The organism is Rhodovibrio sodomensis, from assembly GCF_016583645.1.
Taxonomy (GTDB): Bacteria; Pseudomonadota; Alphaproteobacteria; order Kiloniellales; family Rhodovibrionaceae; genus Rhodovibrio; species Rhodovibrio sodomensis.
In genome coordinates this window covers 1-16,890 of the sequence record NZ_NRRL01000092.1, presented here as the reverse complement: position 1 = coordinate 16,890, position 16,890 = coordinate 1, and the positions used below count along the sequence as shown (strand labels likewise).

Below are 16,890 nucleotides of genomic sequence, written 5' to 3'. Positions count from 1 at the left end.
CGTTGATCTGGCTGGGCGACGGGCCGTCGCCCGCCACCGCGGCGGCGGTGAACGCCAGCGGCGCCTTCAGCGTCTGGGTCAGGCGGTTGCCGTCGCGCCGCACCCTGAGCGCGATGCCGTAGCGGCGCAGGGTGAGCGACGGGGTGTCGTAATAGGTCGCGTCCAGGCGCTTGGTGGTGCCGCTGCCAGTGGCGAGCGCCCGCACCATCGCGCTCGCCGGCAGACGCGCGAGATCGTGGGGGGCCAGGGCAAGCTTCAGCTCGACTTCCTCAGCCATCGCAGCGGGTCGCCTTTCGAAGATTGCAGAACTGTTACAGGGCGTGGACGATGGTGCGCGACGACAGCGTTGTCAATTGCGTCCAACCGCGGTGTCCGGTCCTAAGACGTGGATCGCCGCCTTGGGTCTGACACCATGAATTTACTCGATCTTGCGAGACTAAGAAGTTCTGCTATTGACCTGAGGCGGTGGCTACGAGCGTGACAGACCGCGACCGAACATCAATCGGAAGCGGCCGCCGCTCGCAGCCCGAGCAGTGGCCGGCCATGTGAAGGTTCCTTGGATGTCTGCCGAACGCAGGTGTGTCGCCGCGGCACGATCGGCAGACGTCCGAGAAAGCTCAGGGGAGGAAACCGCGGGCGGAATAGCTACGGGTGGTGCGGGCCGGTGGTTATGGAGAAAGTAGCCTCGGGCTGGTCCGGTGATTGCGCCGCAGGGGGCCAGTTATCGGCCTGGGTAGACGGCGCGGCGACGTTGCCGAGGCCGAAACCGGTTGGGCTGAGAGGAAAGGTTGGTTCGATACCTTCGGAGACGAGGTGATGGTGGCCGTGGGCGCGCGGCCTCTCGCGACTGGCCATGATGGACAGACCGGGAGATGCTGTTGGACCTGAGTGGGGGATGGTGGCGGGTCATGAGGCGATCGCCAGAGCAGCGAGTCCGGACGGCGGCGCACGGGGCTGGCTCCCCGGCAGGAAGGTCTCGATGACGGCCATGATACCGCCGCAGTGCGGGCACGGTGGTGGGCTGGCGCGCGGCGGCTCGGATATCGTCGGGTCGGTGTCGGTCACGGCGGGCGGCTGGGGCTCGGCGATCAGGGCGCGGGCCTGAGCGACGTTGGCGACGCGCCGGGCGTTGGCGAGGAAGCCGTAGTGGCGGATCCGATGGAAGCCGGCGGGCAGGACGTGCAGCAGGAAGCGCCGGATGAACTCCGGGGCTGGCAGGGTCATCGTCTTGTGGCGGGTCCGCCCTTCCAGGCGATAGTCCTTCCATCTGAAGGTGACCCCGGTCTCGTCGAGGCGGAGCAAGCGGCTGTTGGCGATCGCGACGCGGTGGGTGTAGCGCGCGAGGTAGGCGAGCACGGCCTCGGGTCCGGCGAAGGGGCGCTTGGCGTAGACGACCCATTCCTGTTCGCGCAGCGGCGCGAGGAAGCGCTTGAAGGCTTGCGGGTCAGTGAGACCGGCATGGTCGCAGAAGAAGGCGAGCTGGCCGGCGGCATGGGCGAGCGCGAGCTGCTCCAGGACCAGCCGGCGGAACAGTCGGGACAGCACGCGCACCGGCAGAAAGAAGCCGGGCCGGCAGGCGATCCAGCGCCGGCTGTCCGGACTGAAGCCGCCGCCGGGGACGATGCAGTGCAGATGCGGATGATGCGTCATCGCCGAGCCCCAGGTGTGCAGGACGGCGGTGAAGCCGATGCGGGCGCCGAGGTGCTTGGGATCGGCGGCGATGGTCAGCAGGGTCTCGGCGGTCGCCTTGAACAGGATGGCGTAGATCGCCGCCTTGTTCTAATAGGCGATGTCGGCGACCGCCGCCGGCAGCGTGAAGACTATATGGTAATACGGGACGGGGAGCAGGTCGGCCTGCCGGGCGGCCAGCCAGGCGTGCGCGGCCGCGCCCTGGCAGCCGGGACAGTGCCGGTTGCGGCAGGAGTTGTAGGCGATCCGGGTATGGCCGCAGTCATGGCAGGCCGCGACGTGCCCGCCCAGGGCCGCCGTGCGGCATTGCTCGATCGCGGCCATAACCTTGAGCTGGCCGAGGCTGAGACGGCCGGCGTGGGCCTGACGATAGGCGGCGCCCTGGGCGTGGACGATATCCGAGAGCCCGAGCGAGGAACCACGCATCGCGCCACCTCCGGCGATGGCGGACCACGGACATCCGCCGGCGAAACTCAGATCCTACGCGACCGAGGCACATCGTTGCGCCAGAAATCGCTCTTGCCCGCCTGGGCTACCGCGCGGTTTAGTCCCATGACCCAAACCAGCCGATCAGTGGAGTGTGGGTCGGTCGGGCATGCGCTCGGGCTACGGATGTCCACGCGCCAACCATGACCTCTCGTAATTTGGCCGACCGATCGCGTCGGGCCGAGCTCATGCCGTACGGGGTGGGCGGACTTAATAAAAGGTTCATTATCTGAAAACGTTTACATAACAAGCGGTGCGGATCGTGCGCGAGAAGGAGGTATCGCGATGACAACGATCCACGAAGTCGCGCAGTACGCGCAGGTCTCGATCGCTACCGTTTCCCGGTATCTGAACGATACCGCGGGAGTGCGGCCCGAAACCGGGCGGCGCGTCCGCGAAGCCATAGCGGCACTGGACTTCCAGCCCAATCAGATCGGTCGCAGCCTCAAGACCGCCAGCACGCGCGCGCTCGGGATCGTCATTCCATCGCTCGAGAACCCCGTTTTCGCGCAGGCTGTCTCGGGCTTCGACGCTGCGGCACGGCGGCGCGGCTACAGCGTGATGATGACCACGAGCGAGTATGATCAGCATCGCGAAATCGAGGCCGTGGAGACCCTGCTGCGCTACCAGGTCGACGGCTTGGCGCTGACGGCGACGCGCTCGGATGCGCCCGTTGTTCGCGAGAGGCTCGCCGCCAACCGCGCTCCCTACACGTTGATCTACAACGAACCCACACCCGACGAGCGGGCGGTTGTAACGGTCGACAACGCCGCGGCGGCGGCCGTCGCGGCCGAACACCTGGTCGAACTGGGCCACCGCCGGTTGGCCATGATCACCGGCCGCCTCGCGGAATCAGACCGCGCGAGCCGGCGGCGGGACGGCTTCGTTGGCGCGATTGCGCGCTTGGGTCTCCCGGCCCCGCAGGTTCGGGAGGTCGACTTCAGCGCCCGTGACGTCCGCCCGGTGTTGGAGCAGCTTCTCGGCACGCCCGCTACGCGACCGACCGCTCTGTTCTGCTCCAACGACCGGCTCGCCATCGCCGTGATCGGCGCAGCCAACCGGATGGGGCTGCGAGTCCCACGCGACATTTCGGTGGTCGGTTTCGACGGGATCGACCTCGCCCGTGAGTTCGTCCCGTCGCTCACCACAGTGGTGCAACCGTCCTACGACATCGGCTACGCGGCGGCCAAAGCAATGCTCGACCGTCGCGCCGGGCAGGACCCGACCATGCCGGTCATTCTGCCCTTCTCGCTGCGGATCGGGGAGTCGACGGCCCCGCTCGGTCAAGACGGCCCGACAACCCCCCGACCCGTGTGCCCACCCCAGAGCAACGAGGCAATGCTATGACACACACACGCCTGATCAGCGCTGCGATCGGCACGGTCCTCATGATGGCCGCCGTCGGCCAAAACGCGCAAGCCGCCGACGCAATCTGCTACAATTGCCCGCCCGAGTGGGCGGATTGGGCCAGCATGCTCGACAAGATCGAGGAGGACCTCGGCTACGAGATGCCGCACGACAATAAGAACTCGGGTCAAACCCTTTCCCAGCTGATCGCCGAAAAGGACAACCCCGTCGCCGACGTTGCCTATTACGGCGTCTCTTTCGGCATCCAGGCCAAACAAAAAGGTGTCACGGCCAGCTATAAACCCAAGCACTTTGACGAGATCCCGGACGGCCTCAAGGACAGCGAAGGCCATTGGTTCACGATCCACTCCGGCACGCTTGGCTTCTTCGTCAACAAGGCCGCGCTCGGCGACGTACCGGTCCCGCAGTCCTGGTCGGACCTCTTGAAGCCGCGCTATGAGGGCATGGTCGGCTATCTCGACCCGACCTCCGCTTTCGTCGGTTACGCTGGCGCGGTCGCAGCGAATCGGGCGATGGGCGGCTCGCTCGATAACTTCGACCCTGCGATCGACTACTTCCAGCGCCTGCAGGACAACAACCCGATTGTGCCCAAGCAGACCTCTTACGCCCGGGTGTTGTCGGGTGAAATTCCGATCCTGCTCGACTACGATTTCAACGCCTACCGGGCGAAATACGAAGACGACGCACCGGTGGAGTTCGTGATCCCGCAGGAGGGTACAGTTGTCGTTCCCTACGTGATGAGCTTGGTGAAGGATGCGCCACATCCCGAGCGCGCGCGCGAGATCCTCGACTTCATCATGTCGGACGAAGGCCAGAAGGTCTGGGCGAACGCCTACCTGCGCCCCGTGCGCTCCGAAGCGATGAGCGAAGAGACGGCGTCGAAGTTCCTGCCGCCATCCGAGTATGACCGCGCTGAGCCGGTCGATTACGGCGAGATGGCCGAGGTTCAGGAAGCCGTTCGGAAGCGTTTCCTCAACGAGGTCCGCTAACGCGAACGCTGGGTCGTGCGGCGGCGGCTGGCGAGCCGCCGCCGCACGAACGCCCCCTTAACACGGAGCCGCGACATGATGCGAGGCGAACGCTCGCGCCTGATTCTGCTGGCAATGCCGGCTGGCATCGTGCTGCTGACCTTCTTTCTCGCCCCGCTGGCGCAATTGGTTGCGGTGGGCGCTTCGGGCGAGAACGGGGTTGCTGCCTATGCCTCCGTGATCACGAACAGCCGACACCTGGCCAGTATGGTGGCAACGGTCGTGCTGGCGGGGCTGGTCACGCTGAGCGCGCTGGCGATCGCAAGCGTTGCCGGGCTATTTCTGGTGCGGCACCGCTTCCCCGGCCGCAACCTGCTCGTCTCGACGCTGACACTGCCAATGGCGTTCCCTGGCGTGGTGATCGGCTTCCTTGTGATCTTACTTGCCGGACGGCAGGGGCTGCTGGCCGCCGTGAGCTCAGCTTCGATCGGCGAGCAGATCGTGCTCGCCTACTCGATCGGCGGGCTTTATCTCGGCTACCTGTACTTCTCCATCCCGCGCGTGATCCTGACCGTAATGGCCCAGGCGGAGACGCTCGACCCGGCGCGCGAGGAGGCGGCCCGTTCACTCGGCGCCCCCACCTGGCGGGTAGTGATTGACGTAGTGCTGCCGGCGCTGCGCCCCGGACTTATCTCAGCTGGTTCGATTTGTTTCGCCACTGCTATGGGTGCCTTCGGAACGGCCTTCACACTTGCTACCGATATCGATGTTCTGCCCATGACGATCTATACCGAGTTCACGCTGAACGCGAATATCGCCAGCGCAGCCAGCTTGTCCGTCGTTCTCGGCGCGGTGACATGGGGCGCACTGCTGATCGCTCGCCGCCTGTCGGACACGGCTGTGGCCACGGGAGCCTAAGCTGTCATGGCCCGTCGGCGATTGGGATTCTGGGCTCAGCTCGTCTTCACGCTGGCCGTTGCCGCGTTCCTGCTCGTCCCCGTCGGCCTGTCCATCGTCGCCGGTGTAACGAGAACCTACCTGATCGGGATCGAGAGCGGCCTCACACTGAAATGGGTGTGGCAGGTCCTCGACATGTATAGCGACACCATCTGGCTATCACTGGGGATCGCCGGTGCCTGCCTTGTGGTAACGCTGGCCATCGGGGTGCCGCTCGCCTACGTCCTCGCGCGCACAAGGGGGTGGATGGGGCGGATCGTCGAAGAGTTGATCGTGCTGCCAATCGCAATCCCTGGCCTGGCGATCGCGCTGGCCCTGATCGTGACATACGGCGGCGTCGGATCCTTCCGGCAGAACTGGAGCTTCATCCTGACCGGCCACGTGCTGTTCACGCTCCCCTTTATGGTCCGCCCCGTCCTGGCGGTGATGGCGAGCGGCCAACTGCGTGAACTGGAGGACAGCGCCGCCAGCCTAGGGGCCTCGTTCCGGCAACGCTTCCTTAACGTCGTCCTGCCGAACGCCAGGTCCGGCATTCTCGCCGGGTCCCTCATGGTCATCACACTCTCAATCGGGGAATTCAACCTGACATGGATGCTGCACACCCCCGCCATGAAGACGCTGCCAATCGGACTGGCCGACAGCTACGCGTCGATGCGCCTGGAGGTCGCCAGCGCCTACACGCTGATCTTTTTCATGCTGATCGTACCGCTCCTGGCGGCGATCCAGATCTGGGCGGACCTGACGCGCGTCGCCCGAACGCGGCCGGCACCGAGATGAGCGATCACCCCACGTCGATCGAGCTCACAGGATGCGCCAAGACCTTCACCGATGGGACACCGGCCGTGCGCCGAGCCGACCTGCAGATCGCGGGCGGTGAAACCCTGGTGCTGCTCGGCCCCTCCGGCTGTGGCAAGACCACGCTTTTGCGCCTGATCGCCGGACTGGAGCAACCCGACGCAGGGGGCCGCGTTCTGTTTGCGGGCACCGACGTCACCGACCAACCGATCGAACGCCGGCGTGTCGGGATGGTCTTCCAGTCCTACGCGCTCTTCCCGAACATGTCGGTGCGCGACAACGTCGGCTACGGCCTTCGGGTAAGGCGCTGGTCGCGTCGCGCACGCCGGGAGCGGGTCGACGAGTTACTCTCGATGATGCGGCTGGACGAGTTGGGCGATCGCCACGTCGATCAACTATCCGGTGGCCAACGCCAGCGGGTTGCGCTTGCACGCGCGATCGCCATCGAGCCCCATGTCCTGCTGCTGGACGAGCCGCTCACGGCGCTGGACGCGCTGCTGCGCGAACGCCTTCGTGTCGAGCTCGACCAGCTGCTGCGCCGGCTCGGCACCACGACCGTCTATGTCACCCACGATCAAGCCGAGGCCATGGCCCTGGGCGACCGGCTCGCAATCATGAACGCCGGGGAAATCGTCCAGCTCGCCAGCCCCGAGGAGGTCTACTTCCAACCAGCCGACGGCTTCGTCGCGGACTTCGTTGGCACGATCAACCGACTTGCTGCTGCCACGCGCGATGGACGCCTTGAGGTTCTGGGTACCGAAATCGGTCCATGTGCGGACAATAACAGCGCGGTCGTGCGTTCGGTCCTGGTCCGCCCAGAAAACGTAACGGTCTGTGCGCCGGACGCGGCGCACTTCGTCGGCACGGTCGAAACCGCGCTTTTCCTCGGCGACCGCCAGCGTGTCGTGTTGGCCGGTATCGGTCACCGCGGCCTGGCGGTCGACGCCCCCGCCCGAGCGGACGTCCGGGTGGGGCAGCGCCTGCCGGTGCGCCTGGACACGGATCACGTCATTCTGTCCTGTGAGCCCGAGCTGGAGACGACCGAATGAAGCTGGTGCAGCTCAGTGACCCGCACGTGCGCGAGCCTGGCGTGTTGGCTTACGAGCGCGTTGAGACCGCAGCCTATCTGGAGCGCGCCGTGAACGCCTTGAACCAGCTGGTGCCGCGTCCCGATGCGGTGGTCGTCAGCGGCGACCTTACCGACTTCGGCACCCCGGCAGAGATGCGCACCGCGCGCCAGCTGCTCGACCGCCTCGCCTGCCCCTATGTAGTGCTTCCCGGCAATCACGATGATCCCGCTGTCATGCTGGCGGAGTTCGCTGATTACGGACTTCCTGGAGAGGTCAGCCTGGATCTAGGCATATGCTGGCGGTTCGACCTGGGCGGCGTGCAGGTCGTGGGCCTGGACAGCACCGTGCCCGGGGAAGCTCACGGCAACCTTGGGAAGGCACGCCTCGACTGGCTCGACGCCACCCTGAGCGCAAGCGCGGCCATCCCCACTCTGATCTTTCTGCACCATCCGCCTTTCGCCACCGGGATCCCGCACATGGACCGTCAGAACCTTCGCGACGGCGATCAGCTCTATGCTGTATTGCGGCGTCATTCGCACGTTAGCCACGTAGCATGCGGACACGTTCATCGCGCGATAGAAACCTGCATCGCCGGCATTCCGACCAGTATCGCGCCAGCGCCGGCGCACGCGGTTGCACTGGACACCCGGTCCGACGCAACGCCGCAGTTCTACCTGGAGCCGCCGGCCGTGCGGCTGTTTTATTCCACAGGCACGGCCCTTCTGTCACACGTGGTTTTTCTCGAGAATTATGCCGGGCCGTATCCCTTTTTCGATGCCGAGGGGCGTACGCTCAGTCGCTGACAATGCCTTAGGTGTGCGTCGGAGCAAGGATCACGCCAAGGGAATTGCTCTGAATCAAGCGGCTGTCGCGCCGCCGATCGGCGCCGTGATCCCTCGCCGTTCTACACCGGTGCCGCGTTGGTCGGCCTCGACCGAGTGTACAGACTACTCGCATCCTAGCCGACGAACCGGGCTTCGGCCGCTGTTGTGAAGGTTTCTTGGATGTCTGCCGAACGCAGGTGTCTCGCCGCGGCACGATCGGCAGACGTCCGAGAAAGCTCAAGGGAGGAAACCGCGGGCCGAGTAGCTACGGGCGGTGCGGGCCGGTGGTTATGGAGAAAGTAACCTCGGGGCTGTCCCGATGAGTGCGTCGGCGGTGGCTGTTATCGGCGCGGGGCGACGGTGCCGCGACGACGCGGAGGCCGCGAGCGACTGGACCGAGTTGCCGGGTCGGTTCGATCCCCGTCCGGAGAAGCGGTTCCGGCTGTAGTCGCGCGAGTGCGTTTGGCCGGCTGAGATGGGAGAGCCGGACGGAGCGGGTCGGATTGAGTGATCTCGGCGGCGGGTCATGCGGCGATCGCCACAGCAGCGCGTCCGGACGGCGGCGCACGGGGCTGGGTCCCCGGCAGGAAGGTTTCGACGACGGCCATGATGCCACCGCAGTGCGGGCACGGTGGTGGGCTGGCGCGCGGCGGCTCGGATGTCGTCGGGTCGGTGTCGGTGTCGGCGGGCGGCTGGGGCTCGGCGATCAGGGCGCGGGCCTGAGCGACGTTGACGACGCGCCGGGCGTTGGCGAGGAAGCCGTAGTGGCGGATCCGATGGAAGCCGGCGGGCAGGACGTGCAGCAGGAAGCGCCGGATGAACTCCGCCGGCGGCAAGGTCATCGTCTTGTGCCGGGTCCGCCCTTCCAAGCGATAGTCCTTCCATCTGAAGGTCACCCCTGTCTCGTCGAAGCGCAGCAGGCGGCTGTTGGCGATGGCGACGCGGTGGGTGTAGCGCGCGAGGTAGGCGAGCACGGCCTCGGGTCCGGCGAAGGGGCGCTTGGCGTAGACCACCCACTCCTGTTCGCGCAGCGGCGCGAGGAAGCGCTTGAAGGCGTGCAGGTCAGTGAGACCGGCATGGTCGCCGAAGAAGGCGAGCTGACCGGCGGCATGGGCGGCGGTGAGCTGCTCCAGGACCAGCCGGCGGAACAGTCGGGACAGCACGCGCACCGGCAGAAAGAAGCCGGGCCGGCAGGCGATCCAGCGCCGACTGTCCGGACTGAAGCCGCCGCCGGGGACGATGCAGTGCAGATGCGGATGATGCGTCATCGCCGAGCCCCAGGTGTGCAGGACGGCGGTGAAGCCGATGCGGGCGCCGAGGTGCTTGGGATCGGCGGCGATGGTCAGCAGGGTCTCGGCGGTCGCCTTGAACAGGATGGCGTAGATCGCCGCCTTGTTCTGGTAGGCGATGTCGGCGACCGCCGCCGGCAGCGTGAAGACGAGATGGTAATACGGGACGGGGAGCAGGTCGGCCTGCCGGGCCGCCAGCCAGGCGTGGGCGGCCGCGCCCTGGCAACCGGGACAATGCCGGTTGCGGCAGGAGTTGTAGGCGATCCGGGTATGGCCGCAGTCGTGGCAGGCCGCGACGTGCCCACCCAGGGCCGCCGTGCGGCATTGCTCGATCGCGGCCATGACCTTGAGCTGGCCGAGGCTGAGTCGGCCGGCGTGGGCCTGACGATAGGCGGCGCCCTGGGCGTGGAGGATATCCGAGAGCCCGAGCGAGGAACGACGCATCGCGCCACCTCCGGCGATGGCGGACCACGGACATCCGCCGGCGAAACGCAGATCCTACGCGACCGAGGCACATCGTTGCGCCAGAAAACGCTCTTGCCCGCCTGGGCTACCGCGCGAGCGGTTTAGTCCCCTGGCCCATCCCAGCCGACGTAACCTCGAAGCACGTCGTCCGCTGTATCCGGGGCAGCGGACGCCTTCATCTCCACATGCGAGCCGCGATTGCCAACCACCCCTGCATCCAGGTCGACGCGATCGGCGGTGAGCGCAAGCGCCTCACTGAGCCGACATCCGGTGTAACACAGCGTGAGGCAGAAGGCCCGGGTCTCGCGCGGGGCATGCTCGGCCGCGGCGAGAAAGCGCGCCTGTAGCGCGCCCGCTGGTCGGCGGTAATGTATTTCCGCCGGCCTTCGCCGTCGTGGAGCGGCATCCGCCCTCGGTCATCCGATCCGCCGGTAGCCCTTGCGCTCCTTGCGCCCCACCAGCTTGGTCTTCGCGTCGGCCGCTTCGGGGCGCGGGGCCAGGCGCAGCCGGCCGGGCTGGCCGATCCGGCCCCCATTCCCGACGTGAAAAACGACGGGATAGGCCAAGGGCCGAAACCGCTCCTAACGCCGGGTTTGTGGCACCTTCTGCAACAAATACAGACTTAAGGGCGGCGTTTTGCAACAAACGTCGATTTAAACGTCACTACCGAATTCGGTCTGGCTGGGTGCAACCCGTTACGCGTGAAGTCTCTCTCGCATCAAAAACGCGATCCACGTCTCAGTCGATTTGCGCCACCCCGAAAAGCTAACGCGATACCTCTGTCACCGCGACGATCCGCTATTCGACAAGTCGGTTGAGTCGTAGCCCCGGCCCCTTGTCGTGGTCCGGGATCAAAAACTCGATGCCCCCTGCTTCAAGCGCAGTTTGGAGATCGCGCACGGTGCGTTCGTAGGGCTGCCGCGCCCCTCTTTCGAAGTCCACGATCGTTCGATGGCCGACACGCGCGGCTTCCGCAAGGTCTTCGCGCGACCAGCCAAGCATCGCGCGTGCTCCTCGGCATTGCTCTCTGGTGATCATATTCGGGCGGGCCCGCTAATTTTATGTTGACATTGATGCCGGGTCCTGCATAATCCGCGGTTACCCTGCAACGGAGGTGCTCACATGAATCACGAAGTGCCGACCCCGATCAAGACCATCATTCGCCAGGATATCGACGATGCGCTGGCCGTCGCCGCTGTGGACGACCCGCTGCTCGGCGAGACGTTTGGTTGGCTCCATCGGGTTACGACCAACTTGCTGCACAAGCACGGCGCAATCCTGCAGTCAGTGCTCGCGCAGATCCTGGCTGAGTCGCCGGGCTACAAAGTCCTACCGCCGGAGGACATCACGATCTCGGCAGACGCAGACCGGTTGGCGTCACGTCACAATATTTCGGCATGCCTTCAGACCGAGCTGCCGTACGACCCGCGGGGTCCGCGCACGGTGCGCCCCGACGTGATTGGCTTTCACGAGCCGACCGGGACGCTGCAGTTCGTCGAAGCCAAAAGGGGCCAAGCGAAGCTCAGCTCCGCGACCATCCGGTCGGAAACGCGCGATCTTCAGTGCCTGCAGATGCTCGGGCGGTCGTGGGCGCGGTCGCAGTGTCTCGGTGCCGAACGGGTCGAGGCGTTCGCTGTCTCGTTCTACGGCCGGAGCGGGTTGCCGCATCAGCTCAGCGTTGCTGGCGACGAGCTCGATGAGCACTTCGGCTTTCCCGTCAGTGCCCAGATCGATGCCGCCCTTGCCTTCGGGCGTCACGAACTGGAAGCACGCCTCCCGGCGTTTTTCGGCTCACAGGGCAAGCCGAGCTTCGGCCTGAAAGGCCTGTAATCCCGAGACAGAAGTAACTCTCCCATCTGACATGAAAGGAACTGACCCATGTCCACTGGCCCCCTCTCACTTTGGATCGGCACGACACCGCGCGCCCTCGTCAACTCCGGCGAGAAAGCGGCGCAGCATCGTGCTGAAGTCGTCCACTACAGCCTCGATGTCGACGGTCCCTTCCAAGAGCTGATCCGCGGGTTCGAAGACGATCCCGATCCGAAGACCGCCCTGGATATCGCGGTTTTCATCGCAGGGACCGACAGCTTCATGCGCGGCGAGAGCCGGCCGAGCAACAGGGCAATGGGGTGGCTCATGATCTCCGGCAGCATGGGGCGCGAGGAAGCGAGCCTCATCCTTACAATCGCGCATCTCCTCGATCTGCGCGACCAGATCCGGCGTGCCAATGCGGACAGCGGCGACAGCACGCTGGACCCGGATGCCCTGCACGCCCTGTGGTCGGCCTATCGCTGTGCATGGCGGATCGACGATGCCGCGGTCGTGCGTCGGTTCTGTACCGACGCGCTGCAACGGTGCCCCTCGCCGAAAGAGGTTGCCGATGTCATCGCTCAGATCGACACGAGCGAGCTGACGCCGATTTTCCTGCCCGTGGAGAGCTTTCGGGAGAACCGGGGTACCGGTGGTCGCCGGCAAGACCCCGTCGAAGAAGCGGCGCGTGTCCGTGTCGTTTCGGCGATCGGCGACAGAGAGTCGTCGGAAGGCCGGAAGTTTCGGCGAACCTACGGCCATCTGACAGAGCCGATGCCGCTCACCAGCGTGCCGACTTCGGCGGACACGGTGTGCGACGTGATGATGAGCTGGTTCCCGTGGATGGAAGAGGCGGTCGAGGCCGTTTCCAAGGATCTCCGGCTGGCGGAGGTTACCGGCCGACCGTGGCTTCAACTGCGCCCGCTGCTCCTGGAAGGCCCGCCCGGCTGCGGCAAAAGCTTCTTCGCCGAGAAGCTCGCCGACCTGCTCGGCGGACGCCTTGCCCGCATCGATGCAGGCGGATCGAGCGACAATAGGCTTTTGGCTGGCACCGCGCGCGGATGGAGTGGTGCCCAGCCGGCCTATCCGCTTCTCGCCATCGCCCGGACCGGCGTCGCCAATCCGCTGATCCTCTTGGACGAAGTCGATAAGGCGCGGGCGAGCCATAACGGCGATCTGCACGCCACGCTTCTCGGCATGCTCGACGCGAAGACGGCACGGCGTTGGCCGGACGAGTGCCTGATGGGCGAATGCGATCTCAGTCGAGTGTCGTGGCTGCTGACGGCCAACGATGCTTCGACCCTGCCCGAGGCCTTGCTGTCGCGCGTCCGCCGCGTGCGGCTTGACGTACCGGGCGAGCGACACGCTGATGCCGCGCTTGCGAGCATCGCCGCGGATGTCCGACAGCAACTGGAGTGGCCGACGGACGCCGCCTTGCCGGTACCAACTGAGGTATGGGGGGACCTGCGCGACGCATTGGCCGCTGGCCGCGATTTTCGCACCGTCGCCGGCGCTATCTACACAGCGATCGCGTGCGGCGAAAAGCGGCCGCAAACGGTTCACTGAGACGGCTCGGGAATCTCCGAAGCCAGCGCCTTTTCCAAAAATTTCCTCGATCGCTCTTGCGCTCTGAAAAAACGTGCGCCAATTCCGGTCGCAGCGGAGAAAACGGCAATAGGCATCAATATGGTCAACACAGCGACCTGGAAGCACCCAAGCTTCCTAAAGAGCTTACACGTCGAACTGTAAGCCTAAAGCCAACTATCTCCGACTGAAAACGACGTACCGGACATCTCTTCTTATCCGGTGACGTCAGCTATCACCGGAGACCGGGATTGCCTGGTTTCTGAATTGGGGGAAGACTATGCCTGACGCGCAACGCAATGAGGGGGCCCAAATCGGTCGGCCCCGGGAAGTCTCGGACGCGACGATCCTGGAAACCGGTCGTGGGCTCGTAAATCAGGGGCTCAAAGTCACCGGCTCCCGGCTGCGCGGACTTATCCGGCACGGGAACCCGTACAGCTTGAAAGCGCGGTGGGATGCCCTTCAGGAGGACAGTCCCGCCTGCGATGCCGTGTCCGAACAAGAGATGCCCGAGGCGCTTGCTACGCTTCATCGCGAGCTCCGCGATAGCGTGGACACTCAACTCTACGCGGCTATCCAGCGCGCGCTTAGAGAAGCGCGCCAGGAGTGGGAGCGAAAGCTTGAAGCAGAGCGTGAAGATCTCGCGGCCCAGAAACAAGACGTCCACGAAGAATGGGTCGACACCTCTCAGTACTACGATGAACTGGATTTCGAACGCGAAGAAGCCGAACGCAAGGCAGCAGCCGCACAAGAGGACGCCCAGGAAACATATTTGAAACTTCGCGAGCTCGAAGAACGGCTGACGGCTGAGACTGCCCGCGCGGATGCCGCCGAAAAACAGGTCTCCGAACTGCAAGCCGAGGTCGTCGCATGGTGTGAGCGGGCGACACGCGCTGAAGCGAAGCTAGGGGAAGGGGCCGCGAAACAGGCTCAGAAGCCGGGCCGATCGGATCGGGCAAACGCTGGCAAAAAGCAGGGTGAGAACGGCAAGCCGACCGCCAAGGCGAACAGCTCAACGAAGCAGCGGCAGCCGAAAACGAACAAACGAACAAACAAACAAACAGCGTAGTCGACCGCGCTGTCACCACCGACCGACAACGAAAGGCTTAGGATGACCGACGACAGAACAGAGCAGTCCCCGGCACCGGCACCGCACGAGGACTCCGCCAACCAAGACGCCACCGAAGCCGTGTACCGCATGATCGATCTGATCGCGCGGCGTACCGCAGAGAAGCACGCGGATGGCGAATTCACGGATGCCCCGAAGCTCAGCCGCCGTACCCACTCTCGGAAGAACCGGTAAGGTTCGCAACAACAGATGCAGGGTCCCGCGATGACGATCCGTACGGCAATCTACGCCAGGTACTCGGACGACAAGCAGAATGAACTCAGCGTTGTCGATCAATGGGCGCTCATCAAATCCGTCATGGGGCCGGAGGAACGGCTAGTCGACACCTATGGCGACGAGGCGATCACTGGAGAGATCGAGGGGCGGCCCGGGTTAAAGCGCCTTCGCCAAGATGTCCGGGACCGGAAGATCGACATCGTGCGGATCGAGGCGCTCGATCGGCTTGGCCGGGATCAGGAGCATCTGTTCGGCTTCCACAAGGTTGCCGCCTTCGTCGGCACCCGGATTGTGAGCCTTCGCGAGGGCGATATCGACCCGATGAAGCTCGCCATGAACGGGTACGTCGCCGCGGAGTTCATCCGCAATGTGCGGGAAAAGACCTGGCGCGGTTTGAACGCGCGGGCCCAGCGCGGCCAGTCCACGGGGGGTACCTGCTACGGCTACCGCAACGAAGTCCAAACGGACGGGACGTCCAAGGAGGTGGTCGACCAGGACGAAGCCGCGATTGTGCGCCGCATTTTTCACGAGTACGCAGACGGTCGCTCACCGCAAAAAATCGCCCGCGACCTGAACCGCGAGGAGATCCCGAGGCCGCGCCGCGCCAAAGCCTGGCAGCACACCACCATCCTCGGGCACCGCTCGCGCGGGACGGGCATCCTGAATAACACGCGCTACATCGGCCGAGCCGTGTGGAACCGTCGTAACTGGTGCCGCGACCCCGAGACTGAGTGCCGCGTTCCGCAGGTGCGCGACCAAGAAGAATGGGTGACCGTAGATCGCCCGGATCTGCGGATCGTCGACGACAAGCTCTGGGAGCGCGTCAAGGCAAGGCAATCTCGGAACGGCGCCCAGCGGGGCGACAACCCGGGCAAGCGCATGGCCCGCGGCCACCGGCCCAAGCGGCTGCTCGCCGGTCTGCTGTTTTGTCCGGAATGCGACGGCCGGATGAACGTCAACGGCAAGTACTACCATTGCCGCAACCACAAGAGCGGCGGCCTTTGCACGAACCGCCGCGGGGTTCGCGCGGACCGCCTGGAGCAGATGGTGCTGAACCTGCTCAAAACCGAGCTTTTCCGCGACGAATACGCGGAGGCGTTCGAACAGCGCTACGTCGAGGAGGTGAATCGCCGGCGCGAGGAGATGCTGGCCGAGGAGCGGCAACTCAGAAAGGAACTCAAGAAAGCGAAGCAGGATATCGAAAATCTCCTGAACGTCCTCAAACGCGGTGTGATCTCGGACTCGGTTCAGCAAGAGCTGACCGACCTGGAGGAGCGCAAACGCGTCGCGGAAGGCAAGCTGGCGAACCTCGAAACGCCGCCGGTCGTGCAGTCGCACGGCCGGATGGCCGACGTCTTCCTGATGAACATCCACAACATGGAGCGCATGCTTCAACACCCCGACACGACGTCGGAGGCGGCGACCATTATGCAGGCGCTGGTGTCGGCGTTGTACGCGCGCCCGGTCGACGGCGGCTGGGAGGTCGACATCTCCGGGCCGCTGGTTGCGCTGGTGAACTTCGCGACGACGCCCGACGTGAAACGCCCCCACGACCTTGGGGCGCCGGGGCGTTTGCTAACAGTGGTTGCGGGGGCCCTCAACCAGGTGCGTCGGCCAATCGGAGAGGTTAGCCAGGGTGCGCTTTTTGATCTTGCCGTCAGCGCGGTAGCCTTCCCGCAGCAGGACGGCGGGCGGGGATTGCCGGTTGGGAACGCGTTCGATGTACATGGCTTATCGAATCGCGCTCCGCCAAATATGTCAACGCATAACGCACCCATTTACATGGGTACGCCCGCCGCGCCCAAATGCCCGTTTTGCGTTTCCAATCAGGAAGTTAGCGAATTCTGCAAGTAAAAAGTCCGGCCTAAAGACGCCGGCAACGAGCAAGGGCGCGTAGAAGCAGCACGAGACCTCCGCGCAGCGTCGCACCGTCTCTGGAACTGTCACACCAAGAACGGCGGCTTTCCGGTCGGGAACGCGCTGGTGTGGAGCCTCGCGTTACGGGCCAAGCCCCAACCTCATCAACCGTAGCTGCTCACCCCCGGGGGTGGGCCCGTGAGTTTCTAGCCTGCCGGATCAGTCCAGCAGCAGCTCGGGTCAGCTCTTTACGCCCGGACTCTGGTATGATTCCAGAATGGTATGAGTCGGCGGGAAGAGCTGAAGCAGCATTCCAAGGACGAACTGGTCGACTACATCGTGGCGCTGGAGGAGCGCTTGGCCAAGGTCGAGGCCAAGCTGAAC

Annotated in this window: 14 protein-coding genes and 3 pseudogenes; 11 read left to right on the top strand and 6 right to left on the bottom strand. The window is 65.0% G+C overall.

Translation table 11 applies throughout. The annotated features are described in order from the left end of the window. A partial coding sequence (locus CKO28_RS20905) for a CYTH domain-containing protein (RefSeq protein WP_200342759.1) occupies nucleotides 1-277 on the bottom strand: 277 nt, incomplete at its 3' end. Nucleotides 278-906: 629 nt separating this feature from the next. Further along, nucleotides 907-2,115, bottom strand: a pseudogene (locus CKO28_RS20900) (IS91 family transposase). A gap of 345 nt (nucleotides 2,116-2,460) precedes the next feature. On the opposite strand from CKO28_RS20900, the gene CKO28_RS20895 reads away from it, so the two are divergent. The 6 genes from CKO28_RS20895 to CKO28_RS20870 all read left to right on the top strand — a co-directional run bounded on the left by CKO28_RS20895 (nucleotide 2,461) and on the right by CKO28_RS20870 (nucleotide 8,136). Next, entirely contained in the window at nucleotides 2,461-3,522 is a 1,062-nt protein-coding gene (locus CKO28_RS20895) for a LacI family DNA-binding transcriptional regulator (protein ID WP_200342758.1), read from the top strand. 41 nt (nucleotides 3,523-3,563) lie between these two features. Continuing rightward, the gene (locus CKO28_RS20890; RefSeq protein ID WP_437127646.1) at nucleotides 3,564-4,532 is read left to right on the top strand and encodes an ABC transporter substrate-binding protein; all 969 of its coding nucleotides are present in this window, start codon (nucleotides 3,564-3,566) and stop codon (nucleotides 4,530-4,532) included. A gap of 75 nt (nucleotides 4,533-4,607) precedes the next feature. Further along, a complete protein-coding gene (locus CKO28_RS20885; RefSeq protein WP_437127645.1) occupies nucleotides 4,608-5,429 on the top strand; it encodes an ABC transporter permease in 822 nt (273 codons plus the stop codon). Nucleotides 5,430-5,435: 6 nt separating this feature from the next. Then, nucleotides 5,436-6,245, top strand: coding sequence for an ABC transporter permease (locus tag CKO28_RS20880; protein WP_200342757.1), 810 nt, complete (start codon nucleotides 5,436-5,438; stop codon nucleotides 6,243-6,245). Further along, nucleotides 6,242-7,312, top strand: coding sequence for an ABC transporter ATP-binding protein (locus CKO28_RS20875; RefSeq protein ID WP_200342756.1), 1,071 nt, complete (start codon nucleotides 6,242-6,244; stop codon nucleotides 7,310-7,312). The genes CKO28_RS20880 and CKO28_RS20875 overlap by 4 nt, the downstream gene beginning before the upstream one ends. Next, on the top strand, nucleotides 7,309-8,136 hold the full coding sequence (locus CKO28_RS20870) for a phosphodiesterase (RefSeq protein WP_200342755.1): 828 nt from the start codon (nucleotides 7,309-7,311) through the stop codon (nucleotides 8,134-8,136). Before CKO28_RS20875 ends, CKO28_RS20870 begins: the two co-directional genes overlap by 4 nt. A gap of 545 nt (nucleotides 8,137-8,681) precedes the next feature. Here the strand turns inward: CKO28_RS20870 and CKO28_RS20865 are convergent. The 3 genes from CKO28_RS20865 to CKO28_RS20855 all read right to left on the bottom strand — a co-directional run bounded on the left by CKO28_RS20865 (nucleotide 8,682) and on the right by CKO28_RS20855 (nucleotide 10,913). Continuing rightward, entirely contained in the window at nucleotides 8,682-9,890 is a 1,209-nt protein-coding gene (locus tag CKO28_RS20865) for an IS91 family transposase (RefSeq protein WP_200342754.1), read from the bottom strand. Between the two features lie 437 nt (nucleotides 9,891-10,327). Further along, complete coding sequence (locus tag CKO28_RS20860; RefSeq protein WP_200342753.1) at nucleotides 10,328-10,477, bottom strand: hypothetical protein; 150 nt, start codon at nucleotides 10,475-10,477, stop codon at nucleotides 10,328-10,330. A gap of 232 nt (nucleotides 10,478-10,709) precedes the next feature. Beyond that, nucleotides 10,710-10,913, bottom strand: a complete 204-nt coding sequence (locus tag CKO28_RS20855) for a helix-turn-helix domain-containing protein (protein ID WP_200342752.1) — start codon at nucleotides 10,911-10,913, stop codon at nucleotides 10,710-10,712. Between the two features lie 120 nt (nucleotides 10,914-11,033). On the opposite strand from CKO28_RS20855, the gene CKO28_RS20850 reads away from it, so the two are divergent. The 5 genes and pseudogenes from CKO28_RS20850 to CKO28_RS28580 all read left to right on the top strand — a co-directional run. Then, nucleotides 11,034-11,741 (top strand): hypothetical protein, encoded by a 708-nt coding sequence (locus tag CKO28_RS20850; protein WP_200342751.1) that lies wholly within the window; start codon nucleotides 11,034-11,036, stop codon nucleotides 11,739-11,741. Nucleotides 11,742-11,789: 48 nt separating this feature from the next. Beyond that, the gene (locus CKO28_RS20845; protein WP_200342750.1) at nucleotides 11,790-13,286 is read left to right on the top strand and encodes an AAA family ATPase; all 1,497 of its coding nucleotides are present in this window, start codon (nucleotides 11,790-11,792) and stop codon (nucleotides 13,284-13,286) included. 298 nt (nucleotides 13,287-13,584) lie between these two features. Continuing rightward, nucleotides 13,585-14,373, top strand: a complete 789-nt coding sequence (locus tag CKO28_RS20840) for a DNA-binding protein (protein WP_200342749.1) — start codon at nucleotides 13,585-13,587, stop codon at nucleotides 14,371-14,373. A 42-nt stretch (nucleotides 14,374-14,415) separates the two neighbouring features. Continuing rightward, a complete protein-coding gene (locus CKO28_RS20835) occupies nucleotides 14,416-14,607 on the top strand; it encodes a hypothetical protein (RefSeq protein ID WP_200342748.1) in 192 nt (63 codons plus the stop codon). 15 nt (nucleotides 14,608-14,622) lie between these two features. Next, nucleotides 14,623-15,699: pseudogene (locus CKO28_RS28580) on the top strand (recombinase family protein); the annotation flags it as partial. A gap of 537 nt (nucleotides 15,700-16,236) precedes the next feature. Here the strand turns inward: CKO28_RS28580 and CKO28_RS29730 are convergent. Next, nucleotides 16,237-16,377: pseudogene (locus CKO28_RS29730) on the bottom strand (IS1634 family transposase N-terminal domain-related protein); the annotation flags it as partial. Nucleotides 16,378-16,890 lie beyond the last annotated feature (513 nt).